Genomic DNA, 20,679 nt, shown 5'->3' on the forward strand with positions numbered 1-20,679 from the left:
CTTGTTCTTATGGCAGAATTACAAAAACAGCAGGAGCAGCCGGAAGAGCTGCAAACCGCGGCCGCGAAGCAGCAGCCCGTGTCCCTGCAGGAAAATATGGATATACTGGCCAAGTACGGCGGTTTCGACCTGCTGGAAGGCGCCATTGAAGGTGTACAGAACCTTAACCCCGAACGTAAAGCGCGTCGTAATATCTTCCTGACAGAAAGCACCAAAAAAGGTGAAAGGGAGAAACTGAAGAAAACCCTCGAACTCTGGGAGAAAGTGCTTACCGAAGCGCAGGACCTGCCGGATATGGTCAGCTTCTGTACAGAACATTCAGAACAGGCAGAAAGAGTGCTGAACAACAACCTGTCTGAAGCAGTGGAAGCTACACGCGAACTCGAGCAATCCTACCGTAACGTTGCACTGTTCTTCAAGAATACAGAATCAGATAAGGTAAAGAACGTTGCCTTCATCAACGTAGAGCTGGACCAGTTAAAAGACCTGGACAATACCCGCTTTATCGATGCCATTCACCAGGAGCTGGTCAGCAATTATGACCGTCTCGATCTGCGCGATAACTATAGCCTGCTGGTTGTTCCCGGTTATCTCGGCTCCAATAAGGTGTTGGAGAAATGGGCAAAGATCGCTTATGAAAATAAGGTCATGCTGCTAACAGATTTCTCTCATCTTGATGCACCTGACGATGTGATGGAAATGTTTGAACTGGCGAATCTCACCGGTGGAGAAGTACACCGTTCAAACGTGATCATGACCTGTAACTGGCTGGTAGGACGCGGCAAGTTCGACGAGATCAATGAACAGGATAACCTCTATGTTCCCCCATCCGGAGCATTGGCTGGTAAGATCTACAGAACGCTGATGTCGCAGGTAACCGCAGGTAAGAAATTCGGTGGTATGAATGAAGTGGATGGTGTAAAATTTGAACTGAAGAAGAGTGAAATAGCCAGCCTGGAAAAAATGGGGCTGATCCCTATGGTGAAGGAATATGGCAAGGTGATGGCATTCAGCGCCAAAACTTTATTCAATGGCGATAATATCGGTCTGCAGACCTACTCCGTAGTGCGTGTATTCGATTATGTTACCAAAGTGCTGATGGACTTCCTGAACCGCCGTGCTTTCGAGAACTTCAATGCGAATACCCGTAAAGACCTGATGAAACAGATCATTCGTTTCCTGGACAGCATTACGGGACCTGATAAACTGATCGAAGACTTTAATGTCCGTAAGTTTGAGCAGGACCCTATTCAGAAAGATCGTATTCACCTCAATATACATCTGAAACCATACTTCCCTGCCAAGAACTTCATGATCAAAATGGAGGGTCATAAAGGGGAAGATGCAACAGAATGGGATACCGAATATGAGCAGGATAAATCCTGATATGAAAAATAGTGAAGCTGAATGGCGTCGTCGTCTTCAGCTTCACTGTTTCTCATCATTTTAAAATTAAAGAAAGGAAAAGAATATCAGATGAAGTATGTCTTAACAGGCGTCTTCTGTTTTTTGTTGTCATGGTGCAATGCGCTCGGACAATCACAGACAGATAGCATTATTACAACTAAAGGCGCTGTCACCCTTATTACCTGTGGATCAGCAATCACTACATTCCAGATTGGAGATGGTAAAAATTCAGATTATGATTATCGCATAGTAGATGGTAACGTAGTATTTATACGGCCAACAGTGGCCAATCCTAAGCCTACTAACCTCGTGATCAGGGAAGGGAACAATATCCATTACCTGATACTGGCATTCCGTGATAAAGCAGAATTATCGCGCCTGAAATACAATCTTTCTGCAAGTAACAACAAGACAGTCGCCGGCAATTCCGGCGCGGGAAGTAATACAACTTCCCAACAAACTGAAGACAATTCCGCAGAGGATAACGACGCCGCTTTAGCCGCATCTGGTATTGACACGGTAACAGTTGGCAATATTGCAGAAGATTTCCGGAAGCAGCGAAAGGGTGGTCACCAGTATGAAACAACTGCCGACGGTATTACGCTCAGCTTTTCCCAGGCCATGAGCCTCAACAACCTGGCATATTTCAGCTTTCATATCAGGAACCGTTCCGGAAAAGCATACGAGATCAGGAAAGTAACACTGATGCACAAGACAAAGGCCGATACCGCCGCTTTATTCACAATGCCTGTGCTTTACAGGAAAGGAGTTGCCTCTGTTGCCGGTAAGGCAGATGAAAATATTGTATTTGTTGCTGCTGCGCGGGATTTTAAAAAGGATGATGAGATCATCCTGGTGATGTACAACAAGGCCACCGAGAACCAGGTAGTGCTGTATACACCCGCAGGCGCCTTGCCCAAATATATGATCAGCAAATAGTCATTCATTCACGTGCGTACGATTATTCACATATTGTTTGTTGGCTGTCTTTGCATGTTTGCGCTGACAGGCGCCGCGCAGGTTACTTTCTGCGGTGAGATAGTGCCTATGGAGCGCGACTTTGTTTCCTATAAGCTAATGGATGTTATCAAGGGACACCTGAAATACCGCAACTTTTTACCGGTGCTGAAAGCAAAGACTGATATTTACTTCCCGGTCATTATCCCCATTTTACATCAGTACAATATACCTGAAGATTTTAAATACCTGCCGGTTGTTGAAAGCGGTTTTACCAACGCCACCTCCGCAGTAGGGGCACAGGGCGTCTGGCAGTTTATGCCGGCTACAGCAGCGGCTATGGGACTGGAGGTACGATATGATAATGACGAACGCAATCACCTGCTGAAATCTACACATGCCGCCTGCCGTTATCTTCAGCAGCTATATGCACAGCTGCATTCATGGACGCTCGCTGCTGCCGCTTATAATGCTGGTGCAGGCAACATCTCCCGTAATATGAAAAGGCAGGGGAGCAGTGATTACTATCAGCTGGTGCTGAACAATGAAACCGCGCAATACATTTACAAGATCATCGCTATTAAGCAACTGTTCGAGAGTCCGGAGCTGTATATTCCCGGGTTCGGATATAATGTGTTCAACAAAGAGAATACGAATGTCTCTGTATTTGCAGGGCCTTCCTCTGGTATAGTACAGCCTGGACAGGCGAATAAAGATTTTAAATCGATCCGCATTACGGTGGATGTTAAATCAAGGACTAAGGCTCCTGTTGCTGCGGCGGTCTTTGCGGCGAGGTTACAGCGGAGTAATACCTTCGAAGATGGTCAGCTGGTGAGTGTTCTGCTGCTGGATGACCTGCAGGCAAATGGGGTGTATATCAGGAAGAACACGAAATTGTCGGGGCGGGGATGGATTGTGAGTGATCGGGTGTATGTGGATCTTGGTTTCGGGAATACGATTACACTGTGTGATGCGGGGGGAAGGAAGGGAGTGCCGGCGGCGTCATTGAAAGCAGGGGAGGATGTGCGGTTGTTGAAGATTTAGTCTTAATCTGCTTACCTGTTCTTTGAAGCTGCACTATTTTGACGTGGAATGTTGATTAGCTTTTGTTCCGCGTTCAGGTTTCGCTAGGTTTCAGGAGGGACCACTGGCTGTAGTTCTTTGAAGCTGCGTGCTATTGGACCTTTGGAATCGTGTCGGCGGTGGATGTCGATTTAACTCCCGTCAAGCGTGGCAGCTGGCTTCAAATAACTAAGGCCAGTAGTCTCCTCCTGAAACCGCCGCTACACGGGGCGTCCAATGAGGATAGCGTGGTGTGATTTTTATTGTCTTGTCTGTCTTTTTTGTCTTTTCTTTCTTTTCTTTCTTTTCTGTCTTTGCTTGTCTTGAACGCTTAAGAATTGGTCTTTGCTGTATGATACCCGCCCGCGTTTCTCTTCTAACGTGTACCGGCGCTAATCTATCCTCACATCAACACTTCATTCATAAATATCCTGTAAGGATAATTATTCGCTGAATGCTCCTTCAGTTGTGACAGTAATTCATCTTTGAGATAAACAAGATTTCCCAGGGCGTATGCACCGGAAGGCTTCGAAAGTGTCAGCCTGATATCTAAGGTACGGCTGTAACCTTCAGTAGCTCCGGGTAGTACCGACACGCCTTTGGATACTGTTACTTCCCGCAGTTCATTGCCGATCACGTAACGGCACAGTGCTTTGATATCTTCAGGTGTAACAATGCGATTGCGACTGAGCAGGTGATAGCGGTAAAGATTGATCTTCTCATCAATGCTGAGACGGTCCTTGCCACCCTGGGTGTTGGATAATAAAGTGATGGAGCCGGGCTGTAGCTGCACACTGCCATACTCTTGTAAGCGGCTGCCCATGCGTATATTGTTGGCAATACTACCGTTGGTAGTATAGAATTCTATGAAGAGGAAATCTGCGTCTTCCCTGGGCTTGATCATCAGGTAGGGAATGTTGCCCCGGTTGATGCCTGGCTGTAACTGCTCTTCGAGAGAGGCGATCAGCTGATGCAGTTCACGTATACGGCTGGCAACATAATCATTCCGCACTTCTTCAAAGAGGGAGCTTTCATCCCTGATCACTTCGATGAGGTAAGCAATGATCTCCTTGGCCTCACGTGAGTCAAATCTGCCGATACCACTGCTGCGTACTACCAATTCTCCTTCCTGCATCTCGCCGGTAGTAGTGAAGTTGCGAACATGATAGTCTGTTCCCGCTACATCATATACCCGTTTTATATCGAAGTAAATATCTGATGTATGCAGCGGCATGATGTTGAGATAACGGTTCAGTCGCTGGGACTGCTCATTGATACGTTTATTGACAACAGGGAAGCAGTTGATATTGCAGAACAGGTCTTCCAGCAAAGTGTGCCGGATGGCTTCCGGGAACTCTACCCTGATCCATTGTATATCTGGCTGGAGCTTTGTTAGTCCCTGTCCGAATACCTGTTGCAGGGCAGCAGGTAGGGTGGGCTGGGAGAGGAGTGATGCCGGCTTACTGATGGTGAGGAAGTGATGCCGGAAACGTTGTAATATCTGCTGGCTGTATCGTGTATTCGTATCAAAGGCCGGTTGCATGATATTGTCGAGCTCTTCGGAGGCAATATCGCGGCTGTGACTATAACCGTTCTTTACAGTAAGTTCCGTATTACCCAGGAAGAAACGGGCCAGGGGCAGGTAGTAATAGAACATTTCCTGCTGGTGGGCATTCCTGAGATCAAAGAAGAAGGACATTTCATCGAGGGAGGGGTTGCCTTCAAGGGAAAGGCCCAGCCACAGATGATTGGGAGGGGTGTCCGGCTGCAGGACGCCCTGTAGCACCTGTTCCTTGAACCAGTGCTCACGGGTCTCGAACAGTTTGTTGCCGAGGGCCATGTATTTTACCTGTCCGCGGAACAGGCGGTGCCTGGTCAGGGGCATGAAGAAGAGGTCTTTCGAATTGAAGCCGTTCCGCAATGTGTGGAAAAGTTGATGCTCTGCCGTAATAACGGTAGCCGGTTCATTGCTGGATGCATGCAGTATGCCGTAGGCCGGCTGACTGCTCGTAATAGGTTCCGGCATCATGATCTGGGCCAGTCTTTCCACCAGCCGGGCATGCGATACGTCTACCTCGCCCGATATCTTTTCGAGTTCACTGGCGCAGGCTTCCAGTAACAACTGCACAATGGGGTCAAAAGAAGATTCTACTTCTGCGTCGGGATAACCCCAAAGCCTGGCGGCTGTTTTCAGCATGCGGTCTTTTATCCGTTCTTTTTGTTCTCTGGGCATGGTATGGCTTTAATCGTACGACAGCGGGCTCACATAGAAGAAGCTGCTGTAGTGGAATGGTGTTTTATTGCGGGACAGGGTGCCGGTGATGGTCACTTTGATCTTCTTTTTGACCTTGCGTGAACTGAGGCCGGTGAGCTCTTCCTGGCTGACCACTGCCATTACCCTGATCTGTGTTAACCGCTGTTCATAGCGCGAGATGGAGGCTTTTACCGCCATCTCCACCTGCTCTTTCACTTCATTGTTGGAAGCCCGGATGTCGAAATCCGAGTCCCACAGTTTGCAGCCATACTGCGGATCGTCTTTATTCTCTCCCAGTACGGTAGTGATGAGCAGGTGTATATGCTGGGCCACGGACTCTTCCAGGCTGCAGTCCGGAAGGTCTTTCTTTTGCAGGATGCGGGAAAAGTCCAGTGGCAGTTTATAATACTGATTTTTCATACAGGCAGTGTAAATGATCAGAATATACCGAGGAATTTCTTGTCATATCTCACACGGATCTCTTTCACGCAACCGTTCTGATCTTTGATCAGGTTCACCAGTTCTATTTTGAATCGTTTTTTACCACGGATCCTGGAGCAGAAATGTGAAAAAGTATCAGTCTCTTTATCATTCAGCAGCACCCGTGCCCCGAGATTGTCGCACAGGTATTGTGAGAAATCGGAGGCATTTTTCTGCTTGTCGATCACCTGTGTCAGGAAGAACTTAAACTCATCGTCCGAAATAGCGGGTGTTTTAGGCTTTTCCGGCACCGCAGCAGCTCCGGCTGATGGATCAGCCGGTTTGGGCTCTTCAGGGAAAGGAATGGGCTCAAAATGGTCATTTGCAGGGCGCTGGGCAGGAGCAGGGAATACGGTGATGCGTTTGGTCACCATCTTACTGCTGTCTCCGTTCACGATCAGTGACAGGATACGTTCTCCCGGCGAACCGAAAGTATATTTCACTGAATTGCCGGAATGGGTATCTGCATTGGGCTGTAACAGTTGCCATGACCAGCTGGTGGCATTGGGCAGATGATTGGAGTAGGTAACAGATCGTCCGACAAACACTTCATCCGGGCCTTCTATGACCGGGTAAATGTCTCCCCTGGTGTCGGGTTCTTTTTCGGGTGGTGCATTCAATACAATTACTTCCTGGCGCCAGTCGCATTTACCGCGGCGTAAAGTAACGGTATAACTGCCTGCCTTGCTGAAGGCATGATATACCTGGAGGCCTGGTGCGGCGGCGGTGGAATCACCGAAGTCCCAGCTCAGTCCATCGTTGCTGCCACCTTTCAGATCTGCCCTGAACGTGATCACTTCACCGGCTGTAAATGAACTGGTTTTGCCGGCGTGCTGCTGGCTGGCCAGTACGATTGCGGCCTCACTGCAGGTTTCCCGGTTAGACGCCTGGAATGCCAGCAAAACTATGCTGATAGCCAATAATGACAGGAATGTATACAATACCATCGGGTCAATATGGCTTGTAATTTTGCTGAAGGGTCTGTACGAATTCACCTTTCGCTCATTTTGGGTCTTGCGCGGGGTCATGGGTTTTTCAATTTCTGCAATTTTAAATATTTTTTTAGATAAATGACTAAACAACCTACATTCGTAGTTGAAATTTTAATAACTGTTATATTGGCTGAAAGCCTGAAAATAAGACCCTGATTAATCGAAAAACCTAAATTAACCCGTTGATGGTAAATAATGCCCAAAAAGCCGCAGTGCTTGAAGAAGTCATTGATCATATCCAACGTCTGCATTATGACGTGCGCGCCGAAGTAGTGGTAGGTGAGCTGCTGGACAATGATGTGCAGGAAGCAGAAGTGGCAGTGCAAATGAAGAACGTTTTTACAAGAGCTTTTAATAAAGATATTTTAGATGCACAATTGGATGACTCACAACCCTATCATCCATTTATCACCCTGACGCTGTCGCGCGATGGCCTGTACGACCGCTTGCCTGAAGGGTTGTTTCATACCTTCTCGCCGCAGAAACAGCAGGAGGTAAGTGAAATGGTGGCGAACTATAAGAAACATCAGCAGGAAGAGCAGGAAGCCCGTAAATTCTTTCGTCCACTGGAACATGAATTTTTCCTGCAACGTGTATTCCTTGAACAAAGGGAGAAGCACCTTTTGTTTGATGCATTCGGGAAAGATGCGGATGCCTTGTTCCTTTCTTTCTGGGGTATTCCGCAGGGACTTCCCAGGGGGCCGCTTAATAAACTTATCAGGTTATTACCGTATATTCATCGTATAGCGGGCAATCTGCCATTGGTGCAATTATATTTACAGGCCATATTGGATGAACCGGTAGTGATCACCCTTGAAAATGGACCAGTGGCTGTATCCACCGGCAATCAGACCGGCCTGGGAGAATGCAGGCTGGGTGTAGATACGATGACTGGCAACCTGTTTTACACCGATATGCCGCGGGTACTTGTAAAAGTAGGTCCGCTGCAACATCGCCGGGTATACGATTTCCTTTCCTGGCAACCTTATGGTAAATTACTGGATACCTGCCTGGGCTTCCTGATGCCGGCAGATGTGGAAGCGGAAACCTTGCTGGAACCACATCCCGATGAAAAACAGGTAGTTGTGGCCGATAGCAGGTATAAAGAGGGAATTATGGGCTATAATTTTTTCCTGTAGCCTTAAATGGAACTATTTTTGCATGTAATGTTGGCGCCGTAAACTGTTTTAACCCTTTTCCCAATTGGAAAACTATGATACTTAAAGCGAAAATTTATCTTGTATTAGCCGCCATACTGGCCGTCGGATCTCTGATAGTCGGATTGCTGAGCCGTTATATTAAAAACTTTACCCTATATAAGAAAAAGGCATTGTGGTACCTGTTTTTGCTCACACTTGCATTTGCAGTTATCAGCTCCATTCCTTTCCTCTTCACACATCAGAACCTGGTCAGCCAGTATCTCTTCTACCAGGTATGGTTCCTCGGTCTTGGCATTGCCCATTGCCATATTATGTATACACGGTTCTGGGCCAATGAACGTACACTTGGTTCTGAACTGTCTTTCATAGTGGCCATCTGGTTGTTTGGCGGTATAGGCTTTATGCTTGTACAATTCCTTTTCACGAAAGGAGATTTCCTGTATTACCCGATGCTGACCTGTTTCCTTGCATTCGCATTGCCCACCTTTGTGTATAAGACCTTTGAAAAGATGATGGCTATACCGGCGAAAGTGCATAAGTGGTGGCAATACCCTGCCTATCATGAACAGCCGGAAGTGAATGAAGAAGATATGAGAGACCTGATCGTGATTGGATTCGAGCTGGAGAAGAACAGCAAAGACAGCGACCGTACCTATTTCAGGGCACGCACACCCATTAAGATGGACCTGGGCGACCTGTTCTATCATTTTGTGAATGACTACAACGACCGCTATCCAAATACACCGATAGATGTGATGGATCAGAACGGACAGCCTTACGGATGGGTGTTCCACCTCAAGTCAAGATGGCTGGGAATAGCCCGCACGCTGGATCCTGAGAAGCCGGTGTTCATGAATGGTATGCAGGAAAATAGTGTGATCATTTGTAACAGGATCGTGTTGAACAACAATTGAATCATTGACCGTAGTAGTTGACCTGCACAGTTGATCCCTTATATGTAAACAATCATTTCTTACGTAAACAATCATCCCATGGCAGAGCCGCTCAAACATTTTCCCGTTAACTGGGTGGATGGAATGAAAATAAAGAAGCAGCATTTCGTAGAAACAGAAAATGCGATGCTTGATCAGATCCGGGATGCTATTTCCAGCGGTTTGCATGCGCAGAACTTTGGACTATTGCCGGCTAAAGCAGAGAACAAGGAATCTCTTCGTTGCTGGTTTGTAACAGACAATCAGCATCAGTGGCGTATTAAGCTGACGGAATGCCGTGCTGTTACGCCAGGTGGCGCCCGGATAGAGATCCCTGAGCATACCGTGCATTCATTGAAATATGCAACGACATTCCCGGAAGCCACTTTCAGCTGGGACCCAAAACATACAGAGGGGGCTTACTATATCATGATCCAGGTGAATCCCTTCGACCGTCAGCCCAGCGGAGAACCGCTGCTGCATGAAGATCCGCCACGCCTTCCATATGCGACGCCTGAATACCAGTTGTTCGTGCAGCCGGCATCGCAGTTGCCGCAGGGGCAGCTGGGCAGCTACCAGATGGTGCTCGGCCGTATCACTGTTGCAGATGGCAGGCCTCAGCTGGATGATGATTATATACCGCCTACCAGTATTGTATCTGCTCACCCTTCATTGGCAGACCTGCACCAGGAGCTGGACCAGTTCCTTGGTCAGCTGGAGTTGCACGGTGTACAGATCGTACAGAAGATCTATGGCAGGAATCAGAACAATGATCTTGCACAGGTGGTATTGTACATCACAGAAAGGCTGGTGCAATATTTAGGCACCCGTATTTCACAGTTCCGCTGGTTAGGCATGTACCAGTCGCCCGCAGCCATGCTGGAAGTAGTGGCAGGCCTGGCGCGCACTATTAAAAATGCAGTTGACCTGCGTGCAGGCACAGGTAAAGAAGAGTTATTGAACTATTTCTCTGAGTGGTGCGAACTGCGGCAGGGAGAACTGGAATCGCTCATGGTCAATTGCGCCAATATCCGTTATAAACATATCGACGTGAGGGAATGCCTGCAACCTATGATCCCGTTTGTACGCGCAGTCAGCAAGCTGTTTGAAAGCCTGAGCAGGCTGGATTACATCGGACGTAAAACAGACAGCGGCATTTTTGTGAAAGAGGAATCTGCCGAAGATGCGGAATACCTGCGTAAACACAAGACCAAAAGATGGTTCTTCACAGATTGATTCATTCAAACAATATAATACATGCGTGTACTAAACAAACAGGAGAGAACATCCGCCTTCCTATGGTTCCTGCTTTTCTTCGTTATTACTGTAGGGCTTTTTGTGCTGGCCGTATTTTTTAACTTCCAGGTACCTTCACGGGAAAACGCAGCACTGCGCAAGCAATTGAGCGCTTTCCGCCAGGAGCAGGCTTTTCAGGGCGAGTTCCTGCAGAAGATGGAGAAGGTAAAGAATAATCTTGATTCTATTAATCTGCCTAATCAGAATGCCAATTATATGGACCAGGTAATTGCACAGGACCTGGTGAACATGCGTAATACTATCCCGAAAGAATCAGTAACGCACTACGGGCTGTACAATAATATTATTCAGAATTTATTGTCCATTCAACAGAGCAAACAACAAATGAGAGGTTTACAGAATGCACAACAGACTATTGCAGAACTGAAAGAGAAGATCGCAGATCTCAACAGGGAATTGGAAACGACGAGGAATGAACTTGATTATAACAGACAGATAATGAGATCAAGATGAGTTAAATTTTTGGTCGTATTAAAGGATTAATTTAAATTTGGAACATAGATAAATACATAAATAGTTAGCTTCATTTGTTAATTCTTTATTGCAAACCTTAAACATTTAACCCATCATGTCCTTCAAATCAGTCTTTGAAGTAGCTGGCAAAAAAATGGTAGTAAAACATTGCAGCTACGATCTCACACAGGAAGTAGACGCTACCGGCCGCCCCTCATCAATAACCCGTGGTGGTCGCATCCGTCTTGTTGTTGAATCAACAGGTGAAACAGACCTCTTTGAATGGATGGTGAACAACTTTGAAAGAAAAGATGGCACCGTTACATTCTTCAAGAGAGATTCTGATGCCGAGTTGAAAAAGCTCAATTTTAAAGAAGGTTATCTGGTGAAGTTTGAAGAGTCTTTTGACGCTGATGACAAGAGCCCGATGACCGTTGCATTCACCATTTCTGCCCGGGAATTGAGCATGGGCAGTGGCACCCATATCAACGAATGGGTATGAGTGGTATGATTTGTTAGCTTAACGAAATTATGCCAAAGCCCCCGCGGATAACGCGGGGGCTTTTTACAATCGGGCACAGACCATATGCTATATGAAACCGGAGTGGATGCGGGCAATAGTATGTCAATTATGCTATAAACACAGATATATAACCGCCAATCAATCGCGCGAATTGCTGAAGAAAGGTTTGAACGCAAACCAGGCCAGCACAGGAAACAACTGCATCGGCACAACAAGCCCCGGAAACAATTCCGGGTGGTCCACATCTAAAGGAAGACTGATCATAAAAGGAATAATAATGCTGACAAGTGTACCGCCGGCAAGCAGCAGGCTTGTTAAAGCCTCCATCTCTTTTTTAAAGAGCCGGTCTATGCAAAAAGAAAACAACGCGATCAACATACCGGCAAACAGGGAGGCGCTGAATATGCTGGCCGGCGACACAATACTGCCATAGGAAACTTCCAGCGCAGCAAGGTAGATGCGGGAATAAAAAAAGGCAGCAAGCCCTGAAAGAATGCCCGCTGCCAATCCGGTGAAGAAATATCTTTTAAACATGTAATTGTTTATTGGGTAACAGGAACGCTTACATTTAATTTGAACACGTCGTCAACCCTGCCTCCGGCTTCTCCGATACCAAAATCGACACGGTTTACATCGAAGTTGCCATTGAAAGTACCGCCGCTGCCGTTCCTGGTGAAAGTGAAAGGAACATTGAACGGTTTCTTTACACCATGCATTTCCAGTTCTCCCTGCGCTTCATAACCCGCTGCGGTCTTAGTCACTTTTGATGCAACAAAATGAATGGTGGGATATTTCGAAGCATCAAACCACTTACTGCCTTTTGCATGTGTATTCTTCAGGCCATTGCCGGTATTGATGGAAGTTACATCGATAGTCACATCAAATTTGGATGCGGCCAGGTTCTTTTCATCAAATATTACCTGCCCCTTCAGATCTTTAAAGATACCATTGGCGCCGGAGCCTGAAAATTTAATGGAATGCCCTTCTGCGATCTTCCAGTTCTGGGAAGATACAAAAGTGAAAGCGGATGCCAGCAGAATGATGGCAGCTGCAAATGGATAAAATGCCTTTTTCATTGTAGTGTTCATTAGTGATTGTGTGGTTCAAATGTAATCGGATAATTATTCTGCTGCAAAAACGATACCTATAAATAAATGTTAATAAGTGATGTCCTTCAGGCACAAAAGCTAACAAATGTTAGTCCGCCGGGAGCGGTTTTACAGCAACTTTGTATCAAAAATAAGATTATGGCATTCCTTTCGGGACTTTTATCAATAGGACTATTATTACTGCTGGCAGGCCATTTATTCCATATCCCCTGGTTGCAGCAGTGGCAGCATGATGCGCAGGTGGCCGCTGCGGTGATGTTTGTGTTGATAGGCTTCATGCACCTTGCCACGCCGCGCAAGCTGACATACATGATCGAGGGTTGGCTGCCATATGCATTAGAACTGGTACTGATCAGCGGTGTTCTCGAAATAATACTGGGAATTGGATTATTGATCCCCGGCCTTAGGGGCTATGCAGCCTGGGGACTGATCGTATTGCTGATCCTTATGTTCCCGGCGAATATCTATGTGGCGGTAAAACAATTACCTGCTCCCGGCGGACTACCGGCAAAACCCTGGTATACCTGGAGCCGGCTGGCCTTTCAGCCTGTTTATATGGCCTGGGTGTGGTGGTGTGCGTTTAAGTAAGCTCCCGCCTGATCCGGCTCAGGCTTTCAGGGGCTATACCCAGGTAAGAGGCAATATACTTTACGGGGATATGCTGTACTACCTGCGGATGCTCTGCCAGCAATTGCAGGTATCGCTCTCTGGCGCTGTACTGTAAAAAGGCCAGTTCCCGCTGATACTTACGGACGTACTGGTATTCTGCCAGTAAACGGCCGGTATGTTCTGCAGCATGACTCCTTTTGTACAATTCCTGGAGATCATCATGATAGAAGGCAAAGCCATTTACAGGCGTTATAGCCTGTAAAGAGACGACAGAAGGCTGCTGGGTAATGAATGAGGCATAGGCGGTCGAAAACTGCCCTGAAAATGCGAAATCGAGGGATACTTCCTTGTCCTGGTGTACCGTGAATACCCTTACAATACCCGAGGAGATAAAATAGATGGCGGACGAGACCCTGCCCATATGCGCAAGAAAAGAACCGGTACTGAACTCCACCGGCTGCAGTAAGGGCTCAAATAGGTGCCAGTTATCCGCCGAATGTTTGTCAAGCTGTAATAAGGCCTGTCTTACCTCGTTGATATCTGGCATTTGTCTGTATTTTAGAATCAGATCCTTCTTAGTTTCAGCGATTGTACAAAGTGGTGATTGCCCTTTTCCAGTATCAGGCTGGCGCGGAAGCGGGTAGGCATGATGTTCAGCTCCAGGTTGGGCTTATTGATCTCATTCCAGATATTGGTGGCAAATTCTTCTGATTCTGCATCAGATAAATGTGCATACCGGTGGAAATAGGAGTCCGGGTTCTGGAAGGCTGTTTGTCGCAGGGACTTGAACCTGGCAATGTACCATTGTTGCAGGTCATCCAGTTCAGCATCCACATAAATGGAAAAGTCAAAGAAGTCAGATACGAAGATAGTCGGCTCGCGTTGCTGCTGTCTCGGCCTTACCTGCAATACGTTCACGCCTTCAACGATCACGATATCGGGCGATTCGATCCATTGCAGCTGGTTGGGCAGGATATCGTATTCCAGGTGACTGTACACCGGCGCGGAAACCCGCTCCCTGGCAGATTTAACATTGGCGAGGAACTGTATCAGCCGGCGGATATCGTAGCTTTCAGGGAAGCCCTTGCGGTTCATGATCCCACGTTGTTCCAATACCCTGTTAGGATAAAGGAAGCCGTCTGTAGTGACCAGGTCAACCTTGGGATGGTTGGGCCACGCTGACAACAAACGTTGCAGTACGCGGGCTGTTGTGCTCTTGCCCACAGCCACACTACCGGCTATGCCGATAATAAAAGGCACTTTCAGGAACTGACTGCCCAGAAAGCTGTTTGTGGCAGCATGGAGCCGCTGAGCACTGCTCACATACAGGTTCAGCAGGCGGGAAAGCGGTACATATATCTGGGTGATCTCGTCCATTGTCAGCGGCTCGTTCAGCCCCTGCAGCGTGTCGATGTCGTTCAGTAGGTGTAACATAGGATCGTCACTCCTTTTTGCCCATTCTTCCCTGCTGATCGTAATATAGGGAGCATAATTATTCCTCGTCATGAAGATTTTGTTGCCAGTTTACGTGTTGTTACCTGTCTTTTCAGGCTGCTAAGCTATATAAACCGTTTTAACATTCAAAAATTCATGTGTGCCTTCGAGCGCCAGTTCCCTGCCATAACCGGACTGTTTCACGCCTCCGAAGGGCAGGCGCGCGTCTGAACGTACCATGGCATTGATGAACACGTTCCCGCTGTCTATCTGCCGGGCCAGTCGCCGGGCCTTATCAAGATCGGTGGTCCAGAGGGAGGAGCCCAGCCCGAAGGGTGTCTGGTTGGCCAGCTGGATGGCATGGTCTTCGTTGGCCGCTTTGATGATCACCGCCAGGGGGCCGAAGGTCTCCTCTTCGAAGGCCGTCATGCCGGGTTGTACGCCGGTAAGCAGGGTAGGAACGAAGTTGGCCTCCTGGTGCTGTCCGCCCAATGCCAGGCTGGCGCCCTGGGAGACAGTCTGCTTCAGTTGCTGGGCCAGTTCTGCGGCGAGGTCAGGCCGCGCCATAGGTCCCATATCGGTTTCCTCGCTGAAAGGGTCTCCCTGGCGCATATTGCCGAGAATGTTACTCACCTTGTCAGTAAAATCGCCCAGGACGGCTTCCTCCACAATCCAGCGTTTTGCCGCAATACAGGACTGTCCTGCGTTTTGCATACGCGCCTTTACTGCTGTTTTAGCGGCTTCATCCAGGTTGGCGTCTTTCAGCACAATGAACGGGTCGCTGCCGCCCAGCTCCAGGACGGATTTTTTGATGTATTTCCCTGCCAGGGCCCCGACGCTCATACCTGCAGCGGTACTACCTGTAAGGGTGACCCCCTGTACACGTGGATCTGCTATTACGGGTTCAATATTCTTCGAATTGATCAGCAATGCCTGGAAGGCCCCTTCAGGGAATCCTGCCTGCAGGAACAGGTCTTCCATAGCCAGTGCGCAACCGCTTACATTGCTGGCATGTTTCAGGAGGGCCGTATTGCCCGCCAGCAGGTTGGGAATGGCGAAACGGAACACCTGCCAGTAGGGGAAATTCCAGGGCATAATAGCCAGTATAATGCCTTTGGGATCATATGATATATAGCTTTGCTGCGCATCCGAGTGAATGAGTTTGGGTTGCAGCATTTCTGCGATATGTCCGACATAGTATTCTGCAGATGTGGCGCACTTCAATACCTCTGCCTTTGCTTCCCTGAGCGTTTTTCCCATTTCCCGGGTAATGAGGGCAGCATGTTTTTCTACATTCGTCTTCAACAAACCGGCCAGGGTCAGCATCCAGTTGCAACGTTCCTGCAGGCTGGTATGCGATAGATGACGGTAAGCCTGGTGGCCCCATGCAAGCCGTTGTTCAATATCAGCCTCCGTATGAGGGGCATATTCAGCTATTGTTTCCTGATTGTATGGATTGATACTTCTGAAGGTGCTCATATAAAACAATTTACACTATTGCAGACAACATATATGCCTGTCTGCAACAGTGTAAATGTAAGGTTTATACAGCATCTCCCGTGAAAGGGATGATGCGTGGAAATTATCAGGTATAACGGAACAGCAAAGGGCTGCAATTGAAATACTTTTTGAAGACAACAGCAAAAGATTTGAAGTCGCTGTAACCGGTCAACAAGGGAATGCTGTTCAATGGCATCTCCTGATCGGCCAGCAGCCCGGCGGCGCTTTCCATACGGTAAAGGTGGGCGAAATGATTGACCGAAACGCCATTCAGCTGATGGAAACCTTTTTCCAGGAAGTTAGCGCCGATATTGAATTGCTGACTCAGATGCTTAACAGTAAGCGACCTGTGTACATTCCATTTGATGTATTCTTTCACATAGTCCAGCATAATGATATCATGTGTTGTCAGTTCGATCTTCTTCTCCCTGGGCGGTAACAGCCGCCGTATGAAATGCTCCAGCATCAGCATCGCCTTTTTCTCCCGGTAACAGATGGCCGCTGCCTCGTTAAAACGGCAATGCCGGATGTCCTGTACCAGCATCATAAAATAGGCGTCCAGCATTACCTGGCGCGGCTCATTGATCATCCCGCCCTTGCTCTTTTCTGCCGCCCGTATCTTCTCCCTGATAGTATACAACAGCCGTTTAAACATGGGTTGCTTTAGCATCCGGAACAAGGTGTCATTTTTGAAACTGATATGGAAAAAACAATGCTTGCCTTTCGGAATAATTGCAACGTTGATCGCTTCCAGGTAAAAGAGGTTCACTTCTTCTTTCTTCAGCTCTACGCTTTCAGTACCGTTTACAAATGCATCTACATTATTATTGTCCAGTGATATATGCAGGTGAAGAGAGGGCTTCAATGGAGTAGGCAATACCTCTATTTCCTGTGCTTCACATATGACCTGGTGCTCAAATACTTCGAACAGACCCGCTGCCATCTTCTGCTGGAAAACCGTTTTCCGGGCATCGCCATGCAGCACCATAGTGGAATGTTTGATAACAGCGCCGGCAAATCTCCCGGGAACATCCGCAACGGAAAATATGTCTTTAAAGAATTCAAAGGATGGTGAAAGCAATAACATTTTTTGGTTGGTTTTGTGGATGATAAAATAGCGCAACATTCACCCGGCATTGCCGGTATGAACATTATCGGGATAGACATAACGTGTTATCAGTTGCAGCGTTAACAGCTATCTTGCAATGAAAAGGCGGTGGCAACCTCAGGATAACAAGACAGGTAAATCGTTATTTTGAACAGCGAACATTCACCATGACAAACAATAGCATTACATTATAATTTTAATGGCTATCTGATCATAAAATTATCCTTTTGTTCATTGCTAAAGGTTAATAACTCGTTAACGGATGAGGTATTGCGATTGGGGGGCACGATCCCAAAGCTGACCCTGGCAGGGTAGTACTAAACAAGTGCCGGAAAAATGTGTTAGTATTCAAGGCAAATCCATGATAATAGATGAGATATAAATGTTATAACATTCAGTAGTTAATACTTGAGTACAATAACGCTATTTTATCTATATGCCTGAAATAGGTTATATTTAACAATAACCCAAACTAAACACAAATGAAGTCAACCAGTAGTCTAATTCGTATTGTACTCTTATTATTATGCCTGTATGTACCATTAACGGCGGTGTATGCCCAGAAGCAAAGAATAACCGGTAAAGTCACGGATGCCACCACAGGAGTACCACTCGAAGGAATCACTGTGAGGGTGAAACAGGGCGCTTCCGGTACATTGACGGGCAAGGATGGGACCTTTTCCATTGAAGCAAAGTCAGATGATGTGCTGGAACTCAGTGCAATTGGTTTCAGGGCCTTATCTGTACCCATAAACGGCCGCACCACGGTGGATATTCAACTTGTGTCCACCGTATCGGAGCTGAGCCAGGTGGTGCTGGTAGGTACCCGTTCCGGAGGACGGGCAAAGATCGAGACCCCTGTTCCGGTGGATGTCATTTCCCTCAGTCAGGCGGCTTATCCTACTGCCAAGATGGACCTGACAGCACTGCTGAACGTGTCTGCACCTTCTTTTAACTATAACAAGCAAAGTGGTAGTGACGGCGCTGACCAGATAGACCTCGCCACACTCCGTGGCCTGGGGCCGGATCAGACCCTCGTGCTTGTGAACGGCAAACGCCGTCACCAGACAGCCTTTGTGGCCGTATACGGTACACGTGGGCGTGGTAATTCCGGGACTGACCTGAATGCCATTCCCGAGGCAGCGATTGACCGTGTAGAGATACTCCGCGACGGTGCTTCCGCTCAATATGGGTCAGACGCTATCGCCGGTGTGATCAACATCATTCTGAAGAAAGAGGTGAACCACCTGTATGTAAATGCCGGTTATGCCGGTTATTATGACCATAAATACAATACTTACTTTGGTAAGGAATTAAATCAATACAAGAACAACGGTGCGATAGACGGTAACGCAGTTTCTGTCGGACTAAGTTATGGTGTGCCTCTGGGCAAGAACGGCGGCTTCCTGAACTTCTCCGGTAACTTCCAGAAGCAGGGCAAAACCTTCCGCCAGGTGCTGGATACCAACCTGGCCCACGCCGATGCCTTGCCTGTTAACGTGGTAAGAAGGTCTTATGGCGATGCGTCCAAAACTACCGGTGGCGGCATGCTGAACCTGGAGTTGCCCTTCTCGGATGGCCGTACCACCTTTTATGCCTTCGGCGGATATAATCATAAGTTTTCCGATGCCTATGCTTATACCAGGCATTTCAACGGAAATAACCCCAGCTCCAGCGGGCATCCCGACCGTTTCCCGACAGACGCGAACGGGAAATTGATCTTCTACCAGGATATTATGTACCCGGTTACATCTCCCGGTGGTTTGCCTAACGACACAGTGTTTGATCCGCATATTCAGAACAAGATCGACGACTGGTCAGCAGCTGCTGGTATTAAAGGCGAATTTGGCAACGGCTGGACCTGGGATCTGAGCAATGTGCTGGGCCGCAATAATTTTCACTTCTTTGGCGATAAGACCTTTAATGCCTCCATGGGCGCTAACACGCCTACCCATTTTGACGATGGCGGATTTTCTTTCCTGCAGAATACAGCTAACCTGACCCTGGGTAAGGAGCTCCCTGGCGTAGCAGCAGGCTTGCACCTGGCCCTTGGCGCAGAGTACAGGTATGAGAATTATAAGATCTATGCAGGTGAGGAAGCTTCTTACAGAAACTATGATCCTACTTTCTTCAAGGCTACCGGCGCACAGGGTTTCCCTGGCTACCGCCCTTCCGATGAAGTGGATGCTAACCGTTCCAATATTGCCGGTTTTGTGGATGCGGAACTGGACGTAACAAAGAAATGGCTGATAGGGGCTGCTATACGTGCGGAGAACTATAGCGATTTTGGTTTTACCAGCAATTATAAGTTTGCCACCCGTTATAAAGTAACGTCCAATTTTAATCTCCGTGGTTCTGTCAGCACTGGTTTCCGTGCTCCTTCGCTACAGCAGATCAATTTTAGTTCCCAGTACACTAACGTACAAGGGGGAACTATTACTGAAGTAAAGATCGCTCCCAATACCAACAGTATTACCAGGGCGGCAGGTATTCCTGACCTGAAACAGGAAAAATCAGTGAACGCAAGCCTGGGCTTTACCTGGAAACCATTGAGCGCATTGTCAGTAACAGTGGATGGTTACCTTGTAAAGGTAAAAGACAGGATCGTGTTGTCTGGTCAGTTCAGCGCCGGCGATACTACCTTGTCCCAGGAACTGTACAATACGCTGAACCAGCTGCATATAGATAATGCACAGTTCTTTGCCAATGCGGTAAATACGACCAACACCGGTATAGACGTGGTGATCGACTATAACAAACGTTGGGCGAACCAGCGCTTCCGGGCATTGGTAGCGGCTAACTTCCAGCACATGAAGATCGATAAGATCAATGTACCGGAAAGACTGAATGACTCTTATCTGCATAGAAAATCTTTCTTCAGCGACCGTGAGGAGCGTTTTGTACTGGCATCTGCGCCTCCGGTAAAAATTGGCCTGAACCTCGACTATGGCATCGACAAGTTTGGTGTAAGCGCTCACGTGACCTATTTCGGTAAAGTAGAACTGTATGGTTATGGCTGGAGCGGAGACCTGGCTGGTACGGGTATTAATCCGGTTGTAGGCCTGGACAGCGATCCTGACAAACTCGTACCTGAGTTATTCAAATACAAAGGCAAGGCTGTAACAGACCTGGCTGTAAATTATAAATTCACCAAACAACTGAACTGGTTCATTGGTGCTGATAATATCTTCAATGTACACCCTTCACTGGGCGTTGTAAATGGAGCCAGGTTATCAGCTTACGACAGCGAGAGCGGTGGCGCATGGGATGCAGTGCAGATGGGCTTCAATGGTATCCGTCTCTTTACGCGTTTTGTGCTGACATTATAATGGATGATGTAAGTATAAATAAAAAGGTCTCGTGTAATACGAGACCTTTTTAT

General features: G+C 47.5%; 19 protein-coding genes. 10 read left to right on the top strand and 9 right to left on the bottom strand.

From position 1 onward, the window contains the following. Positions 1 to 9: 9 nt before the first annotated feature. The 3 genes from MYF79_RS11355 to MYF79_RS11365 all read left to right on the top strand — a co-directional run bounded on the left by MYF79_RS11355 (position 10) and on the right by MYF79_RS11365 (position 3,408). Positions 10 to 1,386 (top strand): DUF5458 family protein, encoded by a 1,377-nt coding sequence (locus tag MYF79_RS11355; RefSeq protein WP_199658202.1) that lies wholly within the window; start codon positions 10 to 12, stop codon positions 1,384 to 1,386. A 90-nt stretch (positions 1,387 to 1,476) separates the two neighbouring features. Continuing rightward, on the top strand, positions 1,477 to 2,346 hold the full coding sequence (locus tag MYF79_RS11360) for a hypothetical protein (protein WP_247813989.1): 870 nt from the start codon (positions 1,477 to 1,479) through the stop codon (positions 2,344 to 2,346). A 12-nt stretch (positions 2,347 to 2,358) separates the two neighbouring features. Further along, complete coding sequence (locus MYF79_RS11365) at positions 2,359 to 3,408, top strand: lytic transglycosylase domain-containing protein (RefSeq protein ID WP_247813990.1); 1,050 nt, start codon at positions 2,359 to 2,361, stop codon at positions 3,406 to 3,408. A gap of 421 nt (positions 3,409 to 3,829) precedes the next feature. Here MYF79_RS11365 and MYF79_RS11370 read toward each other — a convergent pair whose 3' ends face one another. The 3 genes from MYF79_RS11370 to MYF79_RS11380 are packed head-to-tail and all read right to left on the bottom strand — an operon-like array spanning position 3,830 to position 7,155. After that, entirely contained in the window at positions 3,830 to 5,659 is a 1,830-nt protein-coding gene (locus MYF79_RS11370; protein ID WP_247813991.1) for a hypothetical protein, read from the bottom strand. A 9-nt stretch (positions 5,660 to 5,668) separates the two neighbouring features. Further along, positions 5,669 to 6,100, bottom strand: coding sequence for a GPW/gp25 family protein (locus MYF79_RS11375; RefSeq protein WP_199658198.1), 432 nt, complete (start codon positions 6,098 to 6,100; stop codon positions 5,669 to 5,671). Between the two features lie 17 nt (positions 6,101 to 6,117). Continuing rightward, a complete protein-coding gene (locus tag MYF79_RS11380) occupies positions 6,118 to 7,155 on the bottom strand; it encodes a PKD domain-containing protein (protein WP_199658197.1) in 1,038 nt (345 codons plus the stop codon). A gap of 182 nt (positions 7,156 to 7,337) precedes the next feature. On the opposite strand from MYF79_RS11380, the gene MYF79_RS11385 reads away from it, so the two are divergent. From MYF79_RS11385 to tssD, 5 genes are all read left to right on the top strand, one after another. Next, a complete protein-coding gene (locus MYF79_RS11385; RefSeq protein WP_247813992.1) occupies positions 7,338 to 8,291 on the top strand; it encodes a type VI secretion system baseplate subunit TssG in 954 nt (317 codons plus the stop codon). Between the two features lie 74 nt (positions 8,292 to 8,365). Continuing rightward, positions 8,366 to 9,226 (top strand): TssN family type VI secretion system protein, encoded by an 861-nt coding sequence (locus MYF79_RS11390; protein ID WP_247813993.1) that lies wholly within the window; start codon positions 8,366 to 8,368, stop codon positions 9,224 to 9,226. Positions 9,227 to 9,304: 78 nt separating this feature from the next. Next, entirely contained in the window at positions 9,305 to 10,480 is a 1,176-nt protein-coding gene (locus tag MYF79_RS11395; RefSeq protein WP_247813994.1) for a hypothetical protein, read from the top strand. 21 nt (positions 10,481 to 10,501) lie between these two features. Then, complete coding sequence (gene tssO / locus MYF79_RS11400) at positions 10,502 to 11,014, top strand: type VI secretion system TssO (RefSeq protein WP_247813995.1); 513 nt, start codon at positions 10,502 to 10,504, stop codon at positions 11,012 to 11,014. A 115-nt stretch (positions 11,015 to 11,129) separates the two neighbouring features. Further along, on the top strand, positions 11,130 to 11,516 hold the full coding sequence (tssD, locus tag MYF79_RS11405) for a type VI secretion system tube protein TssD (protein ID WP_199658192.1): 387 nt from the start codon (positions 11,130 to 11,132) through the stop codon (positions 11,514 to 11,516). A 159-nt stretch (positions 11,517 to 11,675) separates the two neighbouring features. Here the strand turns inward: tssD and MYF79_RS11410 are convergent, their stop codons facing one another. Both MYF79_RS11410 and MYF79_RS11415 read right to left on the bottom strand, forming a co-directional pair. Then, the gene (locus MYF79_RS11410; protein WP_247813996.1) at positions 11,676 to 12,071 is read right to left on the bottom strand and encodes a DUF4407 domain-containing protein; all 396 of its coding nucleotides are present in this window, start codon (positions 12,069 to 12,071) and stop codon (positions 11,676 to 11,678) included. Between the two features lie 8 nt (positions 12,072 to 12,079). Beyond that, positions 12,080 to 12,613 carry a YceI family protein gene (locus MYF79_RS11415; RefSeq protein ID WP_247813997.1) on the bottom strand — a complete coding sequence of 178 codons (534 nt, stop codon included), beginning with the start codon at positions 12,611 to 12,613 and terminating at the stop codon, positions 12,080 to 12,082. 171 nt (positions 12,614 to 12,784) lie between these two features. Between MYF79_RS11415 and MYF79_RS11420 the strand changes: the two genes are divergently transcribed. Further along, positions 12,785 to 13,234 (top strand): DoxX family protein, encoded by a 450-nt coding sequence (locus MYF79_RS11420; RefSeq protein WP_247813998.1) that lies wholly within the window; start codon positions 12,785 to 12,787, stop codon positions 13,232 to 13,234. Here the strand turns inward: MYF79_RS11420 and MYF79_RS11425 are convergent. From MYF79_RS11425 to MYF79_RS11440, 4 genes are all read right to left on the bottom strand, one after another. Further along, positions 13,227 to 13,802 carry a Crp/Fnr family transcriptional regulator gene (locus MYF79_RS11425; RefSeq protein WP_247813999.1) on the bottom strand — a complete coding sequence of 192 codons (576 nt, stop codon included), beginning with the start codon at positions 13,800 to 13,802 and terminating at the stop codon, positions 13,227 to 13,229. The two genes, MYF79_RS11420 and MYF79_RS11425, sit on opposite strands and share 8 nt — an antisense overlap. 17 nt (positions 13,803 to 13,819) lie before the next feature. Further along, positions 13,820 to 14,761, bottom strand: a complete 942-nt coding sequence (gene coaA / locus MYF79_RS11430) for a type I pantothenate kinase (RefSeq protein ID WP_247814000.1) — start codon at positions 14,759 to 14,761, stop codon at positions 13,820 to 13,822. A 48-nt stretch (positions 14,762 to 14,809) separates the two neighbouring features. Next, a complete protein-coding gene (locus tag MYF79_RS11435) occupies positions 14,810 to 16,168 on the bottom strand; it encodes an NAD-dependent succinate-semialdehyde dehydrogenase (RefSeq protein WP_247814001.1) in 1,359 nt (452 codons plus the stop codon). Between the two features lie 106 nt (positions 16,169 to 16,274). Continuing rightward, positions 16,275 to 17,276, bottom strand: coding sequence for a helix-turn-helix transcriptional regulator (locus tag MYF79_RS11440; protein ID WP_247814002.1), 1,002 nt, complete (start codon positions 17,274 to 17,276; stop codon positions 16,275 to 16,277). A gap of 503 nt (positions 17,277 to 17,779) precedes the next feature. Between MYF79_RS11440 and MYF79_RS11445 the strand changes: the two genes are divergently transcribed. Then, positions 17,780 to 20,626 carry a TonB-dependent receptor domain-containing protein gene (locus MYF79_RS11445; protein ID WP_247814003.1) on the top strand — a complete coding sequence of 949 codons (2,847 nt, stop codon included), beginning with the start codon at positions 17,780 to 17,782 and terminating at the stop codon, positions 20,624 to 20,626. Positions 20,627 to 20,679: the final 53 nt, after the last annotated feature.

Source organism: Chitinophaga filiformis (assembly GCF_023100805.1).
In the GTDB taxonomy this organism is placed as follows: Bacteria; Bacteroidota; Bacteroidia; order Chitinophagales; family Chitinophagaceae; genus Chitinophaga; species Chitinophaga filiformis_B.

Bases quoted from the DNA above. Each gene is read 5' to 3' on its own strand.
- MYF79_RS11355 (WP_199658202.1), top strand. From the start codon at position 10: ATGGCAGAATTACAAAAACAGCAGGAGCAGCCGGAAGAGCTGCAAACC.
- MYF79_RS11360 (WP_247813989.1), top strand. From the start codon at position 1,477: ATGAAGTATGTCTTAACAGGCGTCTTCTGTTTTTTGTTGTCATGGTGC.
- MYF79_RS11370 (WP_247813991.1), bottom strand. From the start codon at position 5,659: ATGCCCAGAGAACAAAAAGAACGGATAAAAGACCGCATGCTGAAAACA.
- MYF79_RS11375 (WP_199658198.1), bottom strand. From the start codon at position 6,100: ATGAAAAATCAGTATTATAAACTGCCACTGGACTTTTCCCGCATCCTG.
- MYF79_RS11385 (WP_247813992.1), top strand. From the start codon at position 7,338: ATGGTAAATAATGCCCAAAAAGCCGCAGTGCTTGAAGAAGTCATTGAT.
- MYF79_RS11390 (WP_247813993.1), top strand. From the start codon at position 8,366: ATGATACTTAAAGCGAAAATTTATCTTGTATTAGCCGCCATACTGGCC.
- MYF79_RS11395 (WP_247813994.1), top strand. From the start codon at position 9,305: ATGGCAGAGCCGCTCAAACATTTTCCCGTTAACTGGGTGGATGGAATG.
- tssO (WP_247813995.1), top strand. From the start codon at position 10,502: ATGCGTGTACTAAACAAACAGGAGAGAACATCCGCCTTCCTATGGTTC.
- tssD (WP_199658192.1), top strand. From the start codon at position 11,130: ATGTCCTTCAAATCAGTCTTTGAAGTAGCTGGCAAAAAAATGGTAGTA.
- MYF79_RS11410 (WP_247813996.1), bottom strand. From the start codon at position 12,071: ATGTTTAAAAGATATTTCTTCACCGGATTGGCAGCGGGCATTCTTTCA.
- MYF79_RS11415 (WP_247813997.1), bottom strand. From the start codon at position 12,613: ATGAAAAAGGCATTTTATCCATTTGCAGCTGCCATCATTCTGCTGGCA.
- MYF79_RS11420 (WP_247813998.1), top strand. From the start codon at position 12,785: ATGGCATTCCTTTCGGGACTTTTATCAATAGGACTATTATTACTGCTG.
- MYF79_RS11425 (WP_247813999.1), bottom strand. From the start codon at position 13,802: ATGCCAGATATCAACGAGGTAAGACAGGCCTTATTACAGCTTGACAAA.
- coaA (WP_247814000.1), bottom strand. From the start codon at position 14,761: ATGACGAGGAATAATTATGCTCCCTATATTACGATCAGCAGGGAAGAA.
- MYF79_RS11435 (WP_247814001.1), bottom strand. From the start codon at position 16,168: ATGAGCACCTTCAGAAGTATCAATCCATACAATCAGGAAACAATAGCT.
- MYF79_RS11440 (WP_247814002.1), bottom strand. From the start codon at position 17,276: ATGTTATTGCTTTCACCATCCTTTGAATTCTTTAAAGACATATTTTCC.
- MYF79_RS11445 (WP_247814003.1), top strand. From the start codon at position 17,780: ATGAAGTCAACCAGTAGTCTAATTCGTATTGTACTCTTATTATTATGC.